Here is a 17868-nt window from a genome sequence, read left to right as displayed (position 1 = left end):
CGTTTTGTCCGCCGACTATCTGATAAGGCCACGACACAGTGCTTCGCCCACCGCTTGTGCCCTGTTGGCAACGCCGAGCTTGGAGTAGATGGTCTTGAGGTGATACTTCACCGTCGACTCCGACACGTCGCGGATCATCGAGATCTCCCAGGCCGTCTTCCCGTCTCTGGCCCACTGCAAGACTTCCAGCTCACGATGGGTCAGACCGCGCGAACAGAACTTCAGACCCCGCGCGACACTGTGCAGCACCGGCATGAGACTGCTCATGAGGTACTTTTGTTCAGCGCTGATGGGCCGCGCCACTTCGCCCAGGCTACACACCGATGTCACGCTGTCGGCACCGCGGCAATGATTGGTGTAGCCGTAGGAGATGGCCGGAAGCAGTTCACAGGCATCGACCAGCTCGTCATAAAAGGCGGATACCGGGTATTGCCTGAACGCATCCTGCCAGTTAAGGAAGCCCAGTTGATTGCGATAACAACGGATTACCGGGTCCTGCATGATCAGATCGTGCTGACGGTAGGCATCGCCCCACGCTTCGTCGACGTTGGAGGTGATGAACGTCAGCAACAGCGGCCCCTTGAACTGAAAGAACATCGCGCGCTCGCTGTTGCATTCGCGCCGTAACCACTCGAGTGCATTTTCGATGGCGGTCTGCCCATCGAGCTCGGTAATCGTGCTCACCATCTGCTGTATCAATAAGTCCCTGGTTGCGCTTTCTGTCATGGCACTGCACATCGCTGCCGCTCCTTGTTCGCCCGTGAATCGGTACAGGTGTTGTCCGTGACCCCGTTGGCGATGGCGCAGAACTTACACGAATAATCACGTTGAAAAACGGCGAACAGAACAAACAGATTCAACGCACTTTCAACCCGGCAACAGCTCACCAGAAAGCAGGAAAAGTCCTACAGACGTAGTGCGTGAGCCTTGCGGCAGGCAGTTTTCAATGCAGCGGCATCAGGACGATGCCGCGCACAGCAGGCGGGAGTCTTCTAGAAAGCGGCTGGGTCGATAAGCGCAAAACTGGTCACATACCGGTGCCCGGCAAGTGCCCCGCCATCACGCGCAAGACCACAGGTGGCCATGCCGGCGGCCTGTGCGGCATCGAGTTCTTCGACGATATCCGACAGGAACAGAATGTCCCCGGCAGGACAGTCCATTGCCTGGGCAATCGTCCGGTAGGACTGCGCTTCGCGCTTGGGGCCGGAGGTCGTATCGAAGTAACCGCTGAACAGGCCGGACAGATCGCCCGCCTCGGAACAGCCGAAAATCAATTGCTGAGCCTGAATAGAGCCCGAGGAATAAACGTAAAGCCGGTAGCCCTGTTGATGCCAGTGTTTCAAGGCATCGACAGCATCCGGATAAACATGCCCCTTTAGCTGTCCGGCGTTGTAACCCTGCTCCCAGACCATCCCCTGCAGGGCCTTGAGCGGTGTGGCTTTGCGGTCCTCGGCGATCCATTCCAGCAGGAGTGCAATGACGCGCTCGACATCGGCGTCCGGCTCACCGGCCAGGTCGCGCACCGCCTGCAACTGCTGCGCCACGGCCGGTTGCTCGGCATGTTCGCGAACGAATGCGGGCAGGTGCTTTCTGGCGAACGGAAACAGCACGTCGAAAACGAAACTCACTGCACTGGTGGTGCCTTCGATATCCGTGAGGATAGCTTTGATGGGCATCAGAATCGGGCTCCTGTCAGTCTTCCAGCCGTGGAAAACGGCCGGCAATGTCTTCACCGGTAAAATTGGCCACCCAGCCTTCCGGGTTGTTGAACAGGCGGATGGCCACGAAGTGCGGGTTTTCGCCCATATCGAACCAGTGCCGCGTGCCGGCCGGTACGGAAATCAGGTCGTTCTTTTCGCACAGCACGGCGTACACATAGTCGTCGATGTGCAAGGTGAACAAGCCCCGCCCGGCGACGAAAAAGCGTACTTCGTCTTCGCCGTGGCGGTGCTCTTCAAGAAACCTGGCGCGCAATTCGGCTTTTTGCGGGTGATCGCTGTTGAGACTGATGACGTCCACGGTGACATAACCGCGTTCGGTCATCAGCGTGTCGATCTGCGTGCGATAGGCGCTGATCACCTCTTCCTGACTGGCACCGGGAGTGATCGGCGTCGCGGCTTCCCAACGGTCGAACGCCACGCCGTGCTCGGCCAGTGTCGACGCGATGTCTTCCAGATGGGTCAGCACCTTGTTGGGCATATCAGGGCTTGAAACGTGATAAACGGACAGGCTGCTCATGCGTGAATCCTCGGTTTGGTGCAACGCCTTCCGGCTTTTACAGGCCGGTCAGGCTTACAGACTGGTTTGGCAAGACGTTGTCAGCGGTTCATTACCGCGCGCATTTTCAGTTCGCACTCGAACAGGAACTCGAACGCTTCGATCTGGCGCAAGGCGTCGCTCATTTTAGCCCCCCAGGTGTAGAGGCCATGACCGCGGATCAGGTAGCCGGCGCACTCGGGATGGGTGTCCAGCCAAGGCTGCACCTTTGCCGCGAGACGGGCAATGTCCTGATCGTTGTCGAAAATCGGTACCACGACCTGCGACTCGTGAGTGACCACGCCGCTAAAGGCCTTCTGCAGTTCGTAATCCTCGAACACCAGATGATCGGCCGTGGTCAGCCTCGACAACACGGTCGCGTTCACCGAATGGGTGTGCAGCACCGCGCCGACTTGCGGCCTGCAGCTGTACAACTGGGTATGCAGCAAGGTTTCGGCAGACGGCTTTTTACCGGGCTCCAGGCTGTTGCCAGCCAGATCGGTGGCCAGCACATCGTCAGGGCCCAACTGGCCCTTGTGCTTGCCGGATACGGTCAACAACGCCTCACTGGCAGAAAGGCGCGCAGAATAATTGCTGCTGGTGGCAGGCGACCAGCCACGGCCGTACAGAAAACGCCCGGCCTCAATGATTTCCAGGCTCAATTGTTCGCGGCTCATACACCTTCCTCTTTCTTGGGTGTGACAATCATGACGGCAGCGGCAAAGGCTGCAAGGCTGGCGATGGCAAAGGTCCAGGTCGGCCCCAGCGCGTTCCAGCTGTAACCGGAATACAGAGCGCCCAACGCCCCGCCGACCCCGGACAAGGCAGCATAAAGCGCTTGCCCCTGACCTTGCTGACGCGGACCGAAGCTACTTTGCACGAAATGAATGGCAGCGGCGTGAAAGCTGCCGAACGTGACGGCGTGCATCACCTGGGCAATCAGCAGCGCGGTGAGGTGATCGGCAAACAGCCCCAGCAGCAGCCAGCGCAGTGCGGCCAGCAGAAAACTGGCGAACAGTACCTGGCGCACGGTGAAGCGCTGCAGAATCCGGCTCATGACCATGAACATCAGCACTTCAGCCACCACGCCGACCGCCCATAGCAGGCCGATCAGGCCGCGGCTGTAACCGAGCGCTTCGAGGTGCAGGGTCAAAAAGGTGTAATACGGCCCATGGCTGAGCACCATCAGCGCAACACTGAGGTAGAACGCCCATACACCGGGGCGCGCCAGTTGCCTGAGAAAGCCGCCCGACCCGGTTTCGCGGCTCGACGGTGAGGGTTGCGCATTCGGCACCCACCAGCTGCTGATAACGATACCGGACATGATCGTCAGCGCGATGTAGGGGAACAGGTCCAGGCTGAACCATTCAAACACCCGCCCCAGCACCACGACGGCCAGAATGAAACCGATCGAACCCCACAGCCGAACCTGGCTGTAACGCGAGGCCTGGCCTTGCAGGTGCGCGAGGGTGATGACTTCGAACTGCGGCAGGATGGCGTGCCAGAAGAACGCATAGAGCGCCATGACCATCGCCAGCCAGGCATAGCTTTTTTCGACCAGAATCAGCGAAAACGCCAGCAACGTGCAGATGGCGCCAGACCGCACAATGGTCAGACGCCAACCGGTGTGATCACCCAGCCACCCCCAGAGATTGGGCGCGACGCAGCGCATCAGCATGGGAATGGCGACCAGCTCGCCGATCCGTGCGCTGGAAAAACCCAGATGATGCAGGTAAAGGGCCATGAACGGCGCCGACAGGCCCAGCAAGGCGAAATAGCATACGTAGAACCCGGACAGCCGCCAGTAAGGCAGCTGTCCGCCGCCAGGTTGCGCCACGCTAGCAATCCGCAACCGTGACGGCGTGCATTACACCTGCCCCAGCACAGGTGTGTTGACGCTGACGTCGGCGTTCTGACCGCGATGGCGCAGCAGGTGATCGAGCAGAACGATGGCCATCATTGCCTCGGCAATCGGTGTGGCACGGATGCCGACACACGGGTCATGCCGACCTTTGGTGATGACATCGGCGGCGTTGCCATCGACATCGATCGAACGCCCTGGCGTGGTGATGCTGGAGGTCGGCTTGAGCGCCAGATGCGCGATGATCGGCTGGCCGGAGGAAATGCCGCCGAGAATGCCGCCCGCGTGATTGGACAGGAAACCCTGTGGCGTCATCTCGTCGCGGTGCTCGGTGCCGCGCTGGGCAACACAGTCGAAACCGGCACCGATTTCCACACCCTTGACCGCGTTGATGCTCATCAGCGCGTGCGCGAGCTCAGCGTCCAGACGATCGAAGATCGGCTCGCCGAGACCCGGCATTACCCCGTCTGCGACCACGGTGATTTTCGCACCGACCGAGTCCTGATCACGTCGCAGCTGGTCCATGTAGGCTTCCAGTTCCGGCACCTTGTCAGGGTCGGGGCAGAAAAACGCGTTGTCTTCTACCGAATCCCAGGTCTTGAACGGGATCTGGATCGGGCCAAGCTGGCTCATGTAGCCGCGAATGACGATGCCCTGGCTTGCCAGATACTTCTTGGCGATGGCCCCCGCAGCCACACGCATGGCGGTTTCCCTTGCCGAACTGCGTCCGCCACCGCGGTAGTCGCGGATGCCGTACTTGTGGTGATAGGTGTAATCGGCGTGGGCCGGGCGGAACAGGTCCTTGATCGCCGAATAGTCCTTGGATTTCTGATCGGTGTTGCGGATCAGCAGGCCTATGGACGCGCCGGTGGTCTTGCCCTCGAAGACACCCGAGAGTATCTCGACCTCATCGGCTTCCTGACGCTGCGTGGTATGGCGGCTGGTGCCCGGCTTGCGCCGGTCCAGGTCGCGCTGCAGGTCTTGCAGGTCCAGCTCCAGCCCCGGCGGGCAGCCGTCGACGATAGCGACCAGCGCCGGGCCGTGGCTTTCGCCGGCGGTGGTGACAGTGAACAGCTTGCCGAAAGTGTTGCCGGACATGCGGGCGCTCCGAAAAATCAGCCAAAAAACCAGATCGTTAAACCAAGCGCGCCAGTATACGCAGGCTCGCGGTTCAGTTCATCCTCGAACCTTCTGTCACCGCGTGCGTCCAAGCGTGACTCCCCCAATGATGGCCTTGCGATGTTATCCGGTATTTCCCTGCTTCGAGTTCCCAACGCGCTGCGTCTGCTGGCCCTGCCGATAACCCTGATCCTGAGCCTGGCCGCCGCAACCGCCAGCGCTGCGGCGCCCGGTACGGTGCAGCGGCCGATAAGCGTGGATACCGAGAACGGCAAGCTGTACGGCACGCTGCTCATGCCGCGTTCCGACAAACCGGTGCCGGTGGTGCTGATCGTCGCCGGTTCCGGCCCCACCGACCGCGACGGCAACAACCCGGAGGGTGGACGCAACGACAGCATGAAACGCCTGGCGGTGATCCTGGCCAGCAACAATATCGCCAGCGTGCGCTACGACAAACGCGGCGTCGCGGCCAGCAAGGCGGTCACGCCGGATGAACGCAACCTGAGCGTCGAGCGCTACGTGGCCGATGTGCAGCTCTGGGCCAGAGCGCTGAAAGCCAACCCGCGCCTGGGCCAGTTGATTCTGTTGGGCCACAGCGAAGGTGCGCTGGTGGCGACGCTGGCGGCTGAAAAGGTAGGTGCAGCGGCGCTGATTTCCGTGGCCGGCACCGGGCGACCGGTGGATCAGGTGCTGCGCGAACAGTTTCAGGAGCGCCTGCCACCGGACCTGCTGCAGCGCAGCGATCAGTTGCTCGACGAACTCAAGGCCGGCAAGACCGATGACAACGTGCCCGCCGAGCTGGAAGTGGTGTTCCGCCCCAGTGTCCAGCCGTACCTGATCTCGCTGTTCCGCCAGGACCCGGCGGCGGCTTTCGGTGCCTTGCACATTCCGGCGCTGATCGTTCAGGGTCGCAACGACATTCAGGTCGGTGTGGGTGATGCGCTGCTGTTGCAGAAGGCCAAGCCGGATGCACAGCTGTCCCTGATCGACGGCATGAATCATGTGCTGCGCATCGTCCCGGACGATTTGCAGCAACAACTGCTCTCCTACCGCAATCCGACCCAGCCGCTGGCCAGTGAAGTGACCGAGCGGATCCTGAGCTTCATCAAGGCGCTGCCTCACCCGGATGCCACACCCGGGAAAAAGATCTGACGCGCGTTAGTCAAAAGCCCTTCAGTCCTAGCGAATCTGGCCGATAGCGATTTGCTGGCCCTGTGTTCCGGCACCTTAGTGTTTCGGCACCTTTATGCCCCGGCGAACGTGCTCCGGGGCAAGGCCCAGGAAAGGACACCCTTATGACAGACGCAACTACCATGACTGAACCCCCCGCAGAACCGGCCAGCGCAGAAGTCGCAGTGCCGGTGCCCCCGCAGCCGTGGGAAGACGTTCTGCCCGAAAGCTTTCAGATGCTGCGTCTGTCGCCACTGCCCACCGACCGAGCCACAGGCGGCCGCCCCCTGCGCTTCGTACAGTTTGGCCGTGCCGAGCGGCACAGCAAGGCGTTGAGCCTGCTGCGCATCACTGTGCAATTGCCAGGTCAGCGGGTGCGCAAGGAACAGAACCATCTGGATATCTGGGCCGACCACGAAAAACGCATGGTGCGCTTCGGTCCCGAGTCAGGCTTGCAGATCGAGCCATGGAACCGCGGTATCGGACGCTTCATGATTGCTCATGCGGTGCATTGGGCGCAGAAAAGATGGTCTTCCTACAAGATTGAAGGCGTGGCGCTGGCCAGCAAGGACGGTCTGAACGAAGACACACGTCTGCGTCGCGATCACTTTCTGCGCACGCTGGGCTTTGAAGTGACGTATGCCGATGCCCAGCACATGAAAGGCGCGATCAAGGATGTACACGTTGGCAACCTGCACAGCACCTGGAACAACGACAAGGTGCAGATCATCGAGATTCTCGAAGCCTCGCAGATGCTGGAAAAGGCCGAGAAAAATCTGATCGAGCAGGAAGTGACGATTCGCCAGCATGAAGACCGGGTCAGCAAATACAAGCGTGAAGACAGCGGCCTGCGCTTCACGATTGCCTGCCTGGTGACCTTCGCGGTATTCCAGGCCGGGCTGCTGATCTGGATCGCAACGCACCGATAAGAGACGCGCCGATAAAGCCGATAAAAAAGGGAGGCTGATATCAGCCTCCCTTTTGTCTCAGCCTCAGCCGCTTATCGCGGCTGTTGAGCTCAAACCTTCGACTGGAACAGTGCCTGATGGTCGCGGCACTGTTCTGCCGTGAGCATGAACACACCATGCCCGCCGCGCTGGAAGTCCAGCCAGGCGAAATCGACCTCCGGGTACAGCGCCTGCACGTGCACCTGGCTATTGCCGACCTCGACGATCAACAGGCCCTTCTCGTTCAGATGATCGGCGGCCTGGGCGAGCATGCGGCGGACCAGGTTCAGACCGTCGCTGCCACAGGCCAGCGCCAGCTCCGGCTCATGCTGATACTCGTCGGGCATATCGGCAAAGTCTTCGGCGTCCACATAGGGCGGGTTGGACACGATCAGGTCGAAGCGCTGACCCGGCAGGCCGTCGAATCCGTCGCCCTGAACGGTGTAGACGCGATCCTCCATGCCGTGACGTTCGATGTTCTGATTGGCCACTTCCAGTGCGTCGTAGGACAGGTCGGCCAGGGCCACCTCGGCTTCGGGAAACACCTCGGCGCAGGCGATACCGATGCAACCGGAGCCTGTGCACAGGTCGAGAATCCGCGCCGGCTCGTCGGCCAGCCAGGGGGCGAAACGCTCTTCGATCAGCTCGGCGATGGGCGAACGCGGGATCAAGACGCGGTCATCGACAATGAACGACATGCCACAGAACCAGGCCTCGCCCAGCAGATAAGGAGTTGGCACACGCTCATCGATGCGACGCTTGATCAAGCGTTGCAGTTCGGATATTTCATCGACTTCCATACGGCAATCCAGGTAGCTGTCGGCAATTTCCCAAGGCAGGTGCAGTGCGCCCAGCACCAGTTGCCGTGCTTCATCCCAGGCATTGTCGGTGCCATGACCGAAAAATACGTCTTCCTCGTGAAAGCGGCTGACGGCCCAGCGTATATGGTCGCGCACGGTACGCAGACGGGAAGTGATCATGGACAAACTCCTTGAAAGGCAACGAACTGCTGTAAGACGAGCCTCGGTGAACAGTCTGGTTACGAACAACGTGCATTCTTCGTACCCGATAGGCGGGGAAGTTTCCATGATTCGTCTACCGCCATCAAGGCAAACCGCCAGCCACCCCCTCCTGCAACTGCCCTGCAGGCCATAAAAACCGTGGCCTGCGATGGTTGCCATTCCCAGAACGCTTCAGCCAGAGGACAATGTCGCAAAAGCCCCACACCAAGGAGCCCGTGAATGTCCGATTTAAAGACCATGTTTCAACTCAGTGGCAGGGTGCATGCGCCCGCCCATCTGAGTAACGCGACGCTGATCATCATCGACGCGCAAAAAGAATACCTCCGCGGCCCGCTGGCCCTGACCGGCGTCAGAGAAGCCATGGCCAACATCGGCCGGCTGGTCGAGAAGGCACGTGCGGTCAAGTGCCCGATCGTTCACATCCGCCATCTGGGCACTGTGGGCGGCCCGTTCGACCCCCATGGCGAGCGCGGTGAACTGGTGCCGGAGCTGTTGCCGCAGGGCGATGAACATCTGGTCGAGAAGCGCCTGCCCAATGCCTTCAATGGCACCGGGCTGCATGAACTGCTGCAGAGTCTGGGGCACCTGGACCTGATCGTTTGTGGCTTCATGAGTCATTCGAGTATCAGCACCACGGTTCGCGCCACCAAGGACTACGGTTATCGCTGCACCCTGGTCGACGATGCCTGCGCAACCCGCGACCTGCCGAGCCCGCACGGCGTGGTCAGAGCAGAGGTCGTGCACCGAACCGAGATGGCAATCATGGCCGACAACTTCGCCACCCTGGCACTGACCAAAGATCTTGTCTGACGCGACACAGGCGAGGAAGCGTGTGACAGCGTTCACATAACCGCCCATCCTGTGCCGTCATGGATCGTCCCGGAGGCGGGAACCACCCCTCCTTCCCCGGGTCAGAGCGCCGATACTCCATTGAGCTGATACCTGTTGAGGAAAAGGCATGAAAACGTCAGATGGTTTCGATGCACGTCGCCTGCGCCCCAGGGGTCAGGGCAACTGGGGCAAACGCATCGGCACGCTGATCGCACTGCTCCTTGTGGTCGCGGGCCTGTTGCTGACGATTGCCGGTGCATCCAGCCTCACGGTTCATCCGCAGATGCTCGGTGAACTCAACGCCAGTCCCGGCGGCGCGGCGTTTGTCGCCATCGGCGGATTGCTGGTGCTGTACATGGGTGTCTGGCTATGGCGCCGCTGCCGTCGTCAGCGCAGTGCTGGCGGCTTGAGTATCTCTTCGCATCTGATGAAAAAACACAACTGACCCTCTCGCCGGACCGGTTAGAATGGCCTCCTTCGCGGAGGCCCCATGCAAGACGACGATTTTTCCCTGTTCAGAAGCGAGACACGTGGCGTCAAGCCGCTCAAGCATGAACACGCCGATGTCGGCAAACCCAAGACCGATCGAAAAATGCTGGCCCGCCTGCGCCAGTCGGCGACCTTGCGCACCGACTCGGTGACCGTCGACGGCTTGTCGGATCAATTCGTGATCGACGTCGGTCCTGAAGATGTTCTGAGCTGGTCGCGTGACGGTGTGCAGGAAGGTCAGATGCGCAAGCTCAAACTCGGGCAGATCAGCTTCGAGGGCAGCCTGGACCTGCATGGCATGAGCGTGGAAGTGGCGCGCGAGACGCTGTGGGAATTTCTGGCTGAAGCAACCCGTCTGGAAATACGCTGCGTACGCGTCACCCATGGCAAGGCGGTACGCCTGGACGGCAAGCGGCCGATGATCAAGAGCCACGTCAACACCTGGCTGCGTCAGCATTCGCAGGTACTGGGCTTTTGCTCCTGCCTGGCCAAACATGGCGGTGCAGGTGCGGTGTACGTGATCCTCAGGCGCACCATGATGGAAGGGCGCGACGAGTAGAACCCGCCGCGCCCTTCCAGTCAGTCAGACTCGTCGTCGGGCTGCATGTTGCCGCCCCGCTGGTGACTCAGCGACCCGGGCCAGGACCGCCAGGACCAGGACCACCGCCCTCATGATGCCCGCCACCGCCGCCATGTCCGCCCGGACCAGGCCAGAACGGCCAGCAACCGGAAACCGACGACAGTACAATCGCGAACAACGCTATTTTTGCTACTCGACTCAACATCCGGGTTTACTCTCTAGACAGGCAATGGATTGATGACCTGCCTACTCAGACCGCAATGGACCTCGGAAGTGGGTAGCGATCTGGTCGCCAACGTGTAAGCGAGAGGATACAAAAGCTGTAAAAGCGGATTTTTCAGGGCAAACAAAACAACAGCCAGCCAGACACAAAAAAGCCATACGACTTTGGACCTGACTCAGGCGACTAACTGCCCTGACATAGCTATCGCAGGCCTTCAGAACCAGACCTTGAATGCAAGCCATGAAAAAACCAGAGCAAATACTGCACCGGATGCAGCAGACACCAGAACGTTTCGTGGTTCATGGGCAGGCATGTTGCGGACCTCGTTGCCCAACTGCTCGAGGTCTTCGCGCATCCGCTTTATGACTTGATCGTGACTCATACTCATCTTCTCTCGAAATGCCGATTCATGCGTTGCGTACACACTTTCGCTTGGTCCAGCCTGAATCTCAAGCGCTGCAAGTCGCTGTCCGCTACTGGATACTGGCTGCCTGGAGCTTGTGAATGAAAGCGGCAGCAGTAACTATTACGGTGATCAACCCACCAGCCGCCACGAATGGATAAAAGCTCGTTTCGCGCTGGAGCTTATTGGTCTCTGCGATCATTTTTCGTGCCTCAGCCACAAACTTGTGAACCTCAGCCTGGAGTTTCTCAAGTTCCAGCTCGTCCTTTTGACTCGGCATCCAACCTCCTATCAGAGTCTGACCTTAATCTCACAAGCCGCCTTCATGAAGCAAGGATACGCTTCAGATCTGCTTTGCAAACGCTTGAAAAAGCTACGACATATGTCATTCCAGCACTCCAATCAAGGCAACAGAAACGCATGTCGGAGAGCCCAAGCCAAAACACATGCTCCCTGCATTCGCTTTTCTGCGGCTCTGAAAAGCACCTGGCTATAGCGCAATGCAGGGCAAAGTCTAAAAACCGGCGCTGATTGCGAAAGCATTACGAGGCCACGGCAGTACAACTGCGAGCACACCTACGCTAACATGTGCCCAATCGCCGGGATAAACCTCGCTTTCATCGCCAATCGACGAGATCCGCAGGTTACGTATGCGCAATCGCCCAACTCCACTGGAGCGGGATCGGCAAACGGGACACCAGCTCGATTGGTAAAAAATCGGTACAGACCCAAACGTACCGCTCTGAAACCTATACGGAATCACCCTCTGTGACACTGGAACAGAATTACACCGCCATCCTCGGGCAACTGGGCGAGGACGTCTCGCGCGAAGGTCTGCTGGACACCCCCAAGCGCGCCGCCAAGGCCATGCAGTATCTGTGTCGCGGTTACACGCAGACCCTGGAAGAAGTGACCAACGGCGCGCTGTTCAGCTCCGATGCCAGTGAAATGGTGATGGTCAAGGACATCGAGCTGTACTCGCTGTGCGAGCACCATCTGCTGCCGTTCATTGGCAAGGCACATGTGGCCTACATCCCGCAGGGCAAGGTGCTTGGCTTGTCGAAAGTGGCGCGTATCGTCGACATGTATGCCCGCCGTCTGCAGATCCAGGAAAACCTCAGCCGCCAGATCGCCGAAGCCATCCAGCAGGTCACCGGCGCGCTGGGCGTTGCGGTGGTGATCGAAGCCAAGCACATGTGCATGATGATGCGTGGCGTCGAGAAGCAGAACTCGGCCATGATCACCTCGGTGATGCTGGGCGAATTCCGTGAAAACGCGGCCACCCGCAGTGAGTTTCTCAGCCTGATCAAGTGATCGTTCAGCCTGCGTTCACCTGCCGTGAGGCACGCTGAACGCACGGCTGGGCACGCCACCGCCCGCAAGAGGTATGACCTTGTTCATGAAAGCGTTAAGAGTCGGCCTCGGCCAACTCGTCATCGGCATCGATTTCCTGACTCGCCCGAGCAGGAAGAAACGTGATCCGCAGGCCCAGGCGGCTGTCGCTGAAGCGGCTCAGAACCTGACGCTGTATCAGTTCCATGCCTGCCCGTTCTGTGTGAAGACGCGTCGCGCCCTGCGCCGCCTTAATGTTCCGGTCGCGTTGCGCGATGCGAAAAACAACGAGCTTGATCGCCAGACCCTGCTCAACGAGGGCGGCAGGATCAAGGTGCCTTGCCTGCGCATCGAGGAAGGTGACAAAACCGTATGGATGTATGAATCCAAGGTGATCATCGACTACCTGAACCAGCGCTTCGGCGCGATCTGACCGCCGTTTGCCCGGCGCCTCTCAGCGCGGGCAACCTTCCGCGCGACAGGCCACATAGGCTTGCAGCTGCTTCAGTCGTACGCGGGTCTGCTCGGCCAGGCATTGCGACTGCAGCAAGGGCCAGATAGAGCCTGAATCCTCGGGCTTGCCCGTCTGATACAGGCAATCGGCGTCACGCAGGGCTATCCACTTTCGTTGCGCATCCTTGAGTGCCTGCTTTTTCGCCGGGGTCTTCAACCACGCCATCTGCGCGTTGTACTGCTTGTTGAGATCGGCATCGAGCGCTGCCTGCTCATTGGCAGCGCAGCGGTTCATGCTGGCCTGATTGGCGTCGCAGTCCTCGGCCTGGGCCGAGCAGCCGATACCCAGCGCAATGAAAGCACCCAGCAGTACGATTGGAACGCGCATACATTTCCCTTTGTTCAAATGACGGATGTGTCAGTCCAGCATACCGATATAACCCGGCTGTGCCTTGACCCGATCCAGCCAACGGCGGATCCCGGTGTAGGGTGCCAGATCGAAACCGCCCTGATGCGCGACGTGGGTGTAGGCATACAAGGCAATGTCGGCGATGGAAAAATTCTCGCCGACCAGAAACGGCGTACGGTCGAGCTGCTGCTCCATCACCGCCAGTGCGCGATAGCCGGCCTTCTGCATGGCGCGATACTCGGTCATGCGTTCGGCCGGCAAGCCCAGATAGAACTGGATGAAACGGGCCACCGCAACCGACGGCTCATGGCTGTATTGTTCGAAGAACTGCCACTGCAGCACCTGGGTACGCAGCCTGGGTTCGCTCGGCAGGTACGAAGAGCCGTCAGCCAGAAAGTTGAGAATCGCATTGGACTCCCACAGGCAAGTGCCATCTTCCAGCTCCAGCACCGGAATCTTGCCGTTGGGGTTCTTTTCCAGAAACGCCGAGGTCTGGGTTTCGCCGTTGAGAATATCCACCGGCACCCACTCGTACTCGCTGCCCAGCAGGTTAAGCATCAGCTTGACCTTGTAGCAGTTGCCCGAGTTGTAATCGCCATAAACCTTGTACATCAGACTGCTCCCTTGCTGCGTCTATGTTGACGTCTTGAATCAGGCGGCTTGCAGAAGGTGTGCTGCGCGGACCACCGACGCCAGTCGTTTTATACCCTCATCGAGCCGTGCAGGGTCGATATGGCTGAAATTGAGCCGCAAGTGACCGTGATTGGCGTCCGGATCGGCAAAGAAAGGTTCGCCCGGCATGAACGCCACATCGTGCGCCAGCGCTGTATCCAGCAAGGTGCGCGTGTCCAGCGGCTGCTTCAGCGTCAACCAGAAGAACAGTCCGCCTTGCGGGCTGTTCCAGGTGGCCAGGTCGGAAAAATGCGTTTGCAAGGCACTTTCGAACGCATCACGACGGCCCCGGTAAAACTCGCACAGCGTCACCAGATGCTCACGATAGTGCTCAGTACCAATCCACTGCAAGGCCTGCCACTGGCCGAGGCGATTGGTATGCAGATCGGCCGACTGCTTCAGGCGCAGCAAGTGCGGAAACAGATCGGGGCTGGCGATCAGATAGCCCACTCGCAGGCCCGGCAGCAGCGTCTTGGAAACCGTGCCGGTGTAAATCCAGCTGGCCGTCTTCAGACCGCTGACGATCGGCCTGGCACTGCCGCCGTCAAAGCTCAACTCACGATAGGGCTCGTCCTCGATCAACGTGACACCGAACTCGTCGAGCAAGGCCGCAACGGCATCGCGACTGGCCTGGCTGTAGCGCACCGCCGAGGGGTTCTGGAACGTCGGGATGAGGTAGGCGAAGGCTGGCTTGTGCTGTTCCAGACGCTGACGCATGGCCAGCAAATCCGGGCCTTCGGCCTGCAGCGGCACGGTGATGCAGTCGGCACCGAACAGCTGGAATATCTGCAGCGCCGCCAGATAGGTGGGCGCCTCGAGGAGAATTTCGGTGCCTTTGTCGATGTACAGCTTGGCCGCCAGGTCCAGTGTCTGCTGAGAACCGCTGACCACCATGACTTGACGGGCATCGCAGTCGATACCCAGGGCGCGAGCATCGGCGGCCAGCGCTTCGCGCAGCGCAGGTTCGCCCTCGCTCATGCCGTACTGACCCAGCGCAACAGGCATGTCGGCCCACTCCACTTTGGGCAGCATCGACCCGGCGGGCAGACCACCGGCGAACGACATCACTTCCGGACGCTGAGCGGCGGCGAGGATCTCGCGAATCAGAGAGCTTTTCAGACGGGAAACGCGTTCGGAGAAAGCCATGGCAGTTACCTGTAGCCGAGACAATTGGAAATACGTCAAACTGATTGACTCAAATTACGACGATCAACCCGGATACGTCAACATGCTTGACCTTAAAAAACCTGCCAATCAACAAATGGCCATGGAAGCCTTCTTCTTCGGCTATCAGGCATTCACTGCCAAGGCTGATGAAATGCTGGCCAGACGCGGCTTCAGTCGCGTGCACCAGCGCATCGTATTTTTCATCGCCCGTTACCCCGGCCTGAGCGTCAAGGAGCTGCTCACCGTATTGGGCGTCAGCAAACAGGCCCTCAATGCTCCGCTGCGCCAGCTGATCGCCATGAACCTGGTGCACAGCGCGGTCCCCGAAAATGACAAGCGCAAACGACTGCTGGGCCTTACCGATGAAGGCGCCCTTTTTGAACAGGGCTTGCGTCGCGAACAGGTCAAACTGCTGCAGCGGGTGTTCGCCGAAGCGGGTCAGGATGCCGTGGACGGCTGGCTGATGGTCAATCGGGCGCTGGGGCAGACCCTGCAGTCCGGCGCTTGCCCGGCCGGGGCTGACGCCGAGTAAACGCCACGGCTGCAACTGTGCTGGCGTTTACTCGTGTCGCTGTATTGCAAGGCCGGGCAGCCATGCGTTTAGGCTTGGCGCCCTTTGCTACCTGCCCGCTTCAAGGAACGCCCAGCATGAACCAATCCCTCAAGGTGCCATTGCGCCCGCTGACAGACTCATCGCCGTCGGCGGTTGTTGCCGGTTTCATCGCCATGATGACCGGCTGCACCAGTTCGCTGGTGCTGATGTTCCAGGCGGGCCAGGCGGCAGGGCTGAGCAGCGTGCAGATTTCATCCTGGCTGTGGGCGCTGTTCATGGGCATGGCGGTGTGCAGCATCGGCCTCTCGCTGCGCTACCGCATGCCGATTACCGTGGCGTGGTCGACACCCGGCGCCGCCCTGCTGATCACCAGCCTGGGCGGTGTCAGCTACCCACAGGCCATTGGCGCATTCATGACCAGTGCGCTGCTGGTGATTCTGTGCGGAGTGACCGGGAGTTTCGAGCGCATCGTGCGACGCCTCCCAGCCTCGCTGGCCGCGGCCTTGCTGGCAGGGATTCTGTTCCGGATCGGCAGCGAGATCTTTATTGCCGCACAGCACCACACCAGCCTGGTGCTGGGCATGTTTTTCACGTACCTGCTGGTCAAGCGCCTGTCGCCACGCTATTCGGTGCTGCTCGCGCTACTGGTCGGCATCGGCATCTCCGGCCTGCTGGGCTTGCTGAACTTTGATGGCCTGGCGCTGGAAGTCGCCATACCGGTCTGGACCACGCCCGAGTTTTCATGGGCGGCGACGGTCAGCATCGGCATCCCGCTGTTCGTGGTGGCCATGACCTCGCAGAACATGCCCGGTGTGGCCGTGTTGCGAGCCGACGGCTACTACCCGCCTACCTCGCCGCTGATATCGGTGACCGGCTTCGCCTCATTGCTCACAGCGCCATTTGGCTGCCACGGGATCAATCTGGCGGCGATCAGTGCCGCCATCTGTACCAGCCCTCATGCCCATGAGGACAAGTCAAAACGTTATACAGCGGCGATCTGGTGCGGGATTTTCTATGCGATAGCCGGCATTTTCGGTGCAACCCTGGCGGGTCTGTTCAGTGCGTTCCCCAAGGAACTGATGCTCTCGATTGCCGCACTGGCGCTGCTCGGATCGATCATCAATGGCCTGACTGTTGCGATGGCCGAACCGAGGGAGCGCGAACCCGCCTTGATCACCTTCATGGTGACCGCTTCGGGACTGACGCTGTTCTCCATAGGCTCGGCATTCTGGGGCATCGTCGCAGGCTTGCTGACCTTGCTGATCCTGAACACACGCAAGACCGATTAGGCCAGCCGCCAGCAGCACGACAGAGACATCAGCTACGCGCGGCGGGGGCTACCAGCAGAGTTCCGGCGTCGGCATCGAGTATCGCCTGAGTGCCCAGTGGCACGGCCTGATTGGGATTTCCATGCCCTACCGGCACACCGCCGAGCACCGGAATGCCAAGACTGCCCAGCCGCTCCATCAGCACATCGGCGGGGCTGATGGTGCGGCCAGTGTTCGCGGCAGGCGTAAATTCGCCGACGGCAATGCCGGCCAGAGACGCAAGAATCCCGCAGTTGCCCAGGTGGGTGAGCATGCGGTCAACCCGGTAGGCGGGTTCGTTGACCTCTTCGATGAGCAGGATTGCGCCGCTCAGGTCAGGCATGAACGGCGTACCCACAGAGGTGTCGAGGATACTCAGGTTGCCACCCAGCAGCAGGCCCTGTGCGCTGCCAGCGGTTCTTACCCTGGCGGTTGGCGAGGCCGGATCAGCCTTGAGCAAGACCGGCTCGGTGCTCATCAGCACATGGCGCATACCGCTGACGAACAGGCCACCACGTTCCAGCTGCGAAGCGACCGGTCCATGGATGGTCGCCAGGCGCGCGTGGTTCCACAGCGCACCGTGCAACGCGGTGATGTCAGAAAAGCCAGTCACCAGCTTGGGGTCACAACGCACCGCGTCCATATCCACCTGCTGGACAATCCTTTGCACGCCATAACCACCGCGAGTGCAGATGACCGCACGGATTTCCGGATCGGCCAGCGCGGCGTTGAGGTCGGCGAGCCGCTGTTCATCGGTCCCGGAATAGAACGAGTAGCTGCCCAGCGCATGCGGATAGACCCGAGGACGCAACCCCCACCCCTCAAGCACCGCCACCGCCGCCTGGATCTTGCCGGGGTCCACAGGCCCTGCCGGAGATACCAGCGCAACGGCGTCGCCAGGTCGCAGAGCCCGGGGGTGGAGAGTGTTCGAAGAGGTAGCAGGCATGATGTCTTCCAAGTGTTGATCGAACAAGGAATCTAGAGCACTGAGGGTGGGCGACTCAAGCCATATCCGTCGTCAGAATGTTTCATCCGCAGATCCGTCTGAACGCCAGTGGCGCAACGTACTCCTAT

Annotated in this window: 22 protein-coding genes; 9 read left to right on the top strand and 13 right to left on the bottom strand. The window is 60.2% G+C overall.

The window, feature by feature from the left end:
* Positions 1-15: 15 nt before the first annotated feature.
* The 6 genes from QRN50_RS10175 to aroC form a co-directional block, all read right to left on the bottom strand.
* A complete protein-coding gene (locus QRN50_RS10175) occupies positions 16-738 on the bottom strand; it encodes a helix-turn-helix transcriptional regulator (RefSeq protein ID WP_024640612.1) in 723 nt (240 codons plus the stop codon).
* A gap of 254 nt (positions 739-992) precedes the next feature.
* The gene (mtnC, locus tag QRN50_RS10170; protein ID WP_024640613.1) at positions 993-1676 is read right to left on the bottom strand and encodes an acireductone synthase; all 684 of its coding nucleotides are present in this window, start codon (positions 1674-1676) and stop codon (positions 993-995) included.
* A gap of 16 nt (positions 1677-1692) precedes the next feature.
* Positions 1693-2238: a 1,2-dihydroxy-3-keto-5-methylthiopentene dioxygenase gene (locus tag QRN50_RS10165; protein ID WP_011267284.1), complete on the bottom strand. Its 546-nt coding sequence runs from the start codon at positions 2236-2238 to the stop codon at positions 1693-1695.
* An 80-nt stretch (positions 2239-2318) separates the two neighbouring features.
* A complete protein-coding gene (locus tag QRN50_RS10160; RefSeq protein ID WP_003405783.1) occupies positions 2319-2933 on the bottom strand; it encodes a methylthioribulose 1-phosphate dehydratase in 615 nt (204 codons plus the stop codon).
* Positions 2930-4093, bottom strand: a complete 1164-nt coding sequence (locus QRN50_RS10155; protein WP_096127148.1) for an MFS transporter — start codon at positions 4091-4093, stop codon at positions 2930-2932. The genes QRN50_RS10160 and QRN50_RS10155 overlap by 4 nt, the downstream gene beginning before the upstream one ends.
* Before the next feature lie 30 nt (positions 4094-4123).
* Entirely contained in the window at positions 4124-5215 is a 1092-nt protein-coding gene (gene aroC / locus QRN50_RS10150) for a chorismate synthase (protein ID WP_003405788.1), read from the bottom strand.
* Between the two features lie 141 nt (positions 5216-5356).
* Between aroC and QRN50_RS10145 the strand changes: the two genes are divergently transcribed.
* Together QRN50_RS10145 and QRN50_RS10140 are read left to right on the top strand one after the other, a co-directional pair.
* Entirely contained in the window at positions 5357-6388 is a 1032-nt protein-coding gene (locus tag QRN50_RS10145) for an alpha/beta hydrolase (protein ID WP_058822461.1), read from the top strand.
* Between the two features lie 143 nt (positions 6389-6531).
* Complete coding sequence (locus QRN50_RS10140; protein WP_011267281.1) at positions 6532-7335, top strand: hypothetical protein; 804 nt, start codon at positions 6532-6534, stop codon at positions 7333-7335.
* Positions 7336-7424: 89 nt separating this feature from the next.
* Here the strand turns inward: QRN50_RS10140 and prmB are convergent, their stop codons facing one another.
* Positions 7425-8333 carry a 50S ribosomal protein L3 N(5)-glutamine methyltransferase gene (gene prmB, locus QRN50_RS10135; protein ID WP_024651614.1) on the bottom strand — a complete coding sequence of 303 codons (909 nt, stop codon included), beginning with the start codon at positions 8331-8333 and terminating at the stop codon, positions 7425-7427.
* A gap of 261 nt (positions 8334-8594) precedes the next feature.
* Here prmB and QRN50_RS10130 point away from each other — a divergent pair, with 261 nt between their 5' ends.
* From QRN50_RS10130 to QRN50_RS10120, 3 genes are all read left to right on the top strand, one after another.
* On the top strand, positions 8595-9185 hold the full coding sequence (locus QRN50_RS10130) for a cysteine hydrolase family protein (RefSeq protein WP_096127149.1): 591 nt from the start codon (positions 8595-8597) through the stop codon (positions 9183-9185).
* Between the two features lie 148 nt (positions 9186-9333).
* Complete coding sequence (locus tag QRN50_RS10125; protein ID WP_003405796.1) at positions 9334-9651, top strand: hypothetical protein; 318 nt, start codon at positions 9334-9336, stop codon at positions 9649-9651.
* A gap of 45 nt (positions 9652-9696) precedes the next feature.
* Positions 9697-10254 (top strand): Smr/MutS family protein, encoded by a 558-nt coding sequence (locus QRN50_RS10120; protein ID WP_003405798.1) that lies wholly within the window; start codon positions 9697-9699, stop codon positions 10252-10254.
* A gap of 458 nt (positions 10255-10712) precedes the next feature.
* On the opposite strand, the gene QRN50_RS10115 is transcribed toward QRN50_RS10120, so the two are convergent.
* Complete coding sequence (locus QRN50_RS10115; protein WP_003405800.1) at positions 10713-10880, bottom strand: hypothetical protein; 168 nt, start codon at positions 10878-10880, stop codon at positions 10713-10715.
* A gap of 91 nt (positions 10881-10971) precedes the next feature.
* The gene (locus tag QRN50_RS10110; protein WP_003343114.1) at positions 10972-11181 is read right to left on the bottom strand and encodes a hypothetical protein; all 210 of its coding nucleotides are present in this window, start codon (positions 11179-11181) and stop codon (positions 10972-10974) included.
* A gap of 488 nt (positions 11182-11669) precedes the next feature.
* Here QRN50_RS10110 and folE point away from each other — a divergent pair, with 488 nt between their 5' ends.
* Together folE and QRN50_RS10100 are read left to right on the top strand one after the other, a co-directional pair.
* Positions 11670-12215, top strand: coding sequence for a GTP cyclohydrolase I FolE (gene folE, locus QRN50_RS10105; protein WP_003343112.1), 546 nt, complete (start codon positions 11670-11672; stop codon positions 12213-12215).
* A gap of 73 nt (positions 12216-12288) precedes the next feature.
* The gene (locus QRN50_RS10100; protein WP_003405811.1) at positions 12289-12666 is read left to right on the top strand and encodes a glutaredoxin family protein; all 378 of its coding nucleotides are present in this window, start codon (positions 12289-12291) and stop codon (positions 12664-12666) included.
* A gap of 21 nt (positions 12667-12687) precedes the next feature.
* On the opposite strand, the gene QRN50_RS10095 is transcribed toward QRN50_RS10100, so the two are convergent.
* From QRN50_RS10095 to QRN50_RS10085, 3 genes are read right to left on the bottom strand one after another with little or no spacing between them, the layout of a single operon-like run.
* Complete coding sequence (locus QRN50_RS10095; RefSeq protein WP_011267277.1) at positions 12688-13074, bottom strand: lysozyme inhibitor LprI family protein; 387 nt, start codon at positions 13072-13074, stop codon at positions 12688-12690.
* A gap of 30 nt (positions 13075-13104) precedes the next feature.
* Positions 13105-13707, bottom strand: coding sequence for a glutathione S-transferase family protein (locus tag QRN50_RS10090; protein WP_024651613.1), 603 nt, complete (start codon positions 13705-13707; stop codon positions 13105-13107).
* Between the two features lie 39 nt (positions 13708-13746).
* Entirely contained in the window at positions 13747-14913 is a 1167-nt protein-coding gene (locus QRN50_RS10085) for an aminotransferase-like domain-containing protein (protein WP_060405875.1), read from the bottom strand.
* Positions 14914-14995: 82 nt separating this feature from the next.
* Between QRN50_RS10085 and QRN50_RS10080 the strand changes: the two genes are divergently transcribed.
* Positions 14996-15466, top strand: a complete 471-nt coding sequence (locus QRN50_RS10080) for a MarR family transcriptional regulator (RefSeq protein WP_024640620.1) — start codon at positions 14996-14998, stop codon at positions 15464-15466.
* Positions 15467-15582: 116 nt separating this feature from the next.
* A complete protein-coding gene (locus QRN50_RS10075) occupies positions 15583-16776 on the top strand; it encodes a benzoate/H(+) symporter BenE family transporter (RefSeq protein ID WP_060405876.1) in 1194 nt (397 codons plus the stop codon).
* Positions 16777-16804: 28 nt separating this feature from the next.
* On the opposite strand, the gene QRN50_RS10070 is transcribed toward QRN50_RS10075, so the two are convergent.
* Positions 16805-17740 carry a S66 peptidase family protein gene (locus tag QRN50_RS10070; protein WP_060405901.1) on the bottom strand — a complete coding sequence of 312 codons (936 nt, stop codon included), beginning with the start codon at positions 17738-17740 and terminating at the stop codon, positions 16805-16807.
* Between the last annotated feature and the right edge of the window lie 128 nt (positions 17741-17868).

The organism is Pseudomonas sp. MEJ108 (genome assembly GCF_030208985.1).
GTDB lineage: Bacteria > Pseudomonadota > Gammaproteobacteria > Pseudomonadales > Pseudomonadaceae > Aquipseudomonas > Aquipseudomonas fragariae.
This window is presented reverse-complemented; position numbering and strand designations above follow the sequence as displayed.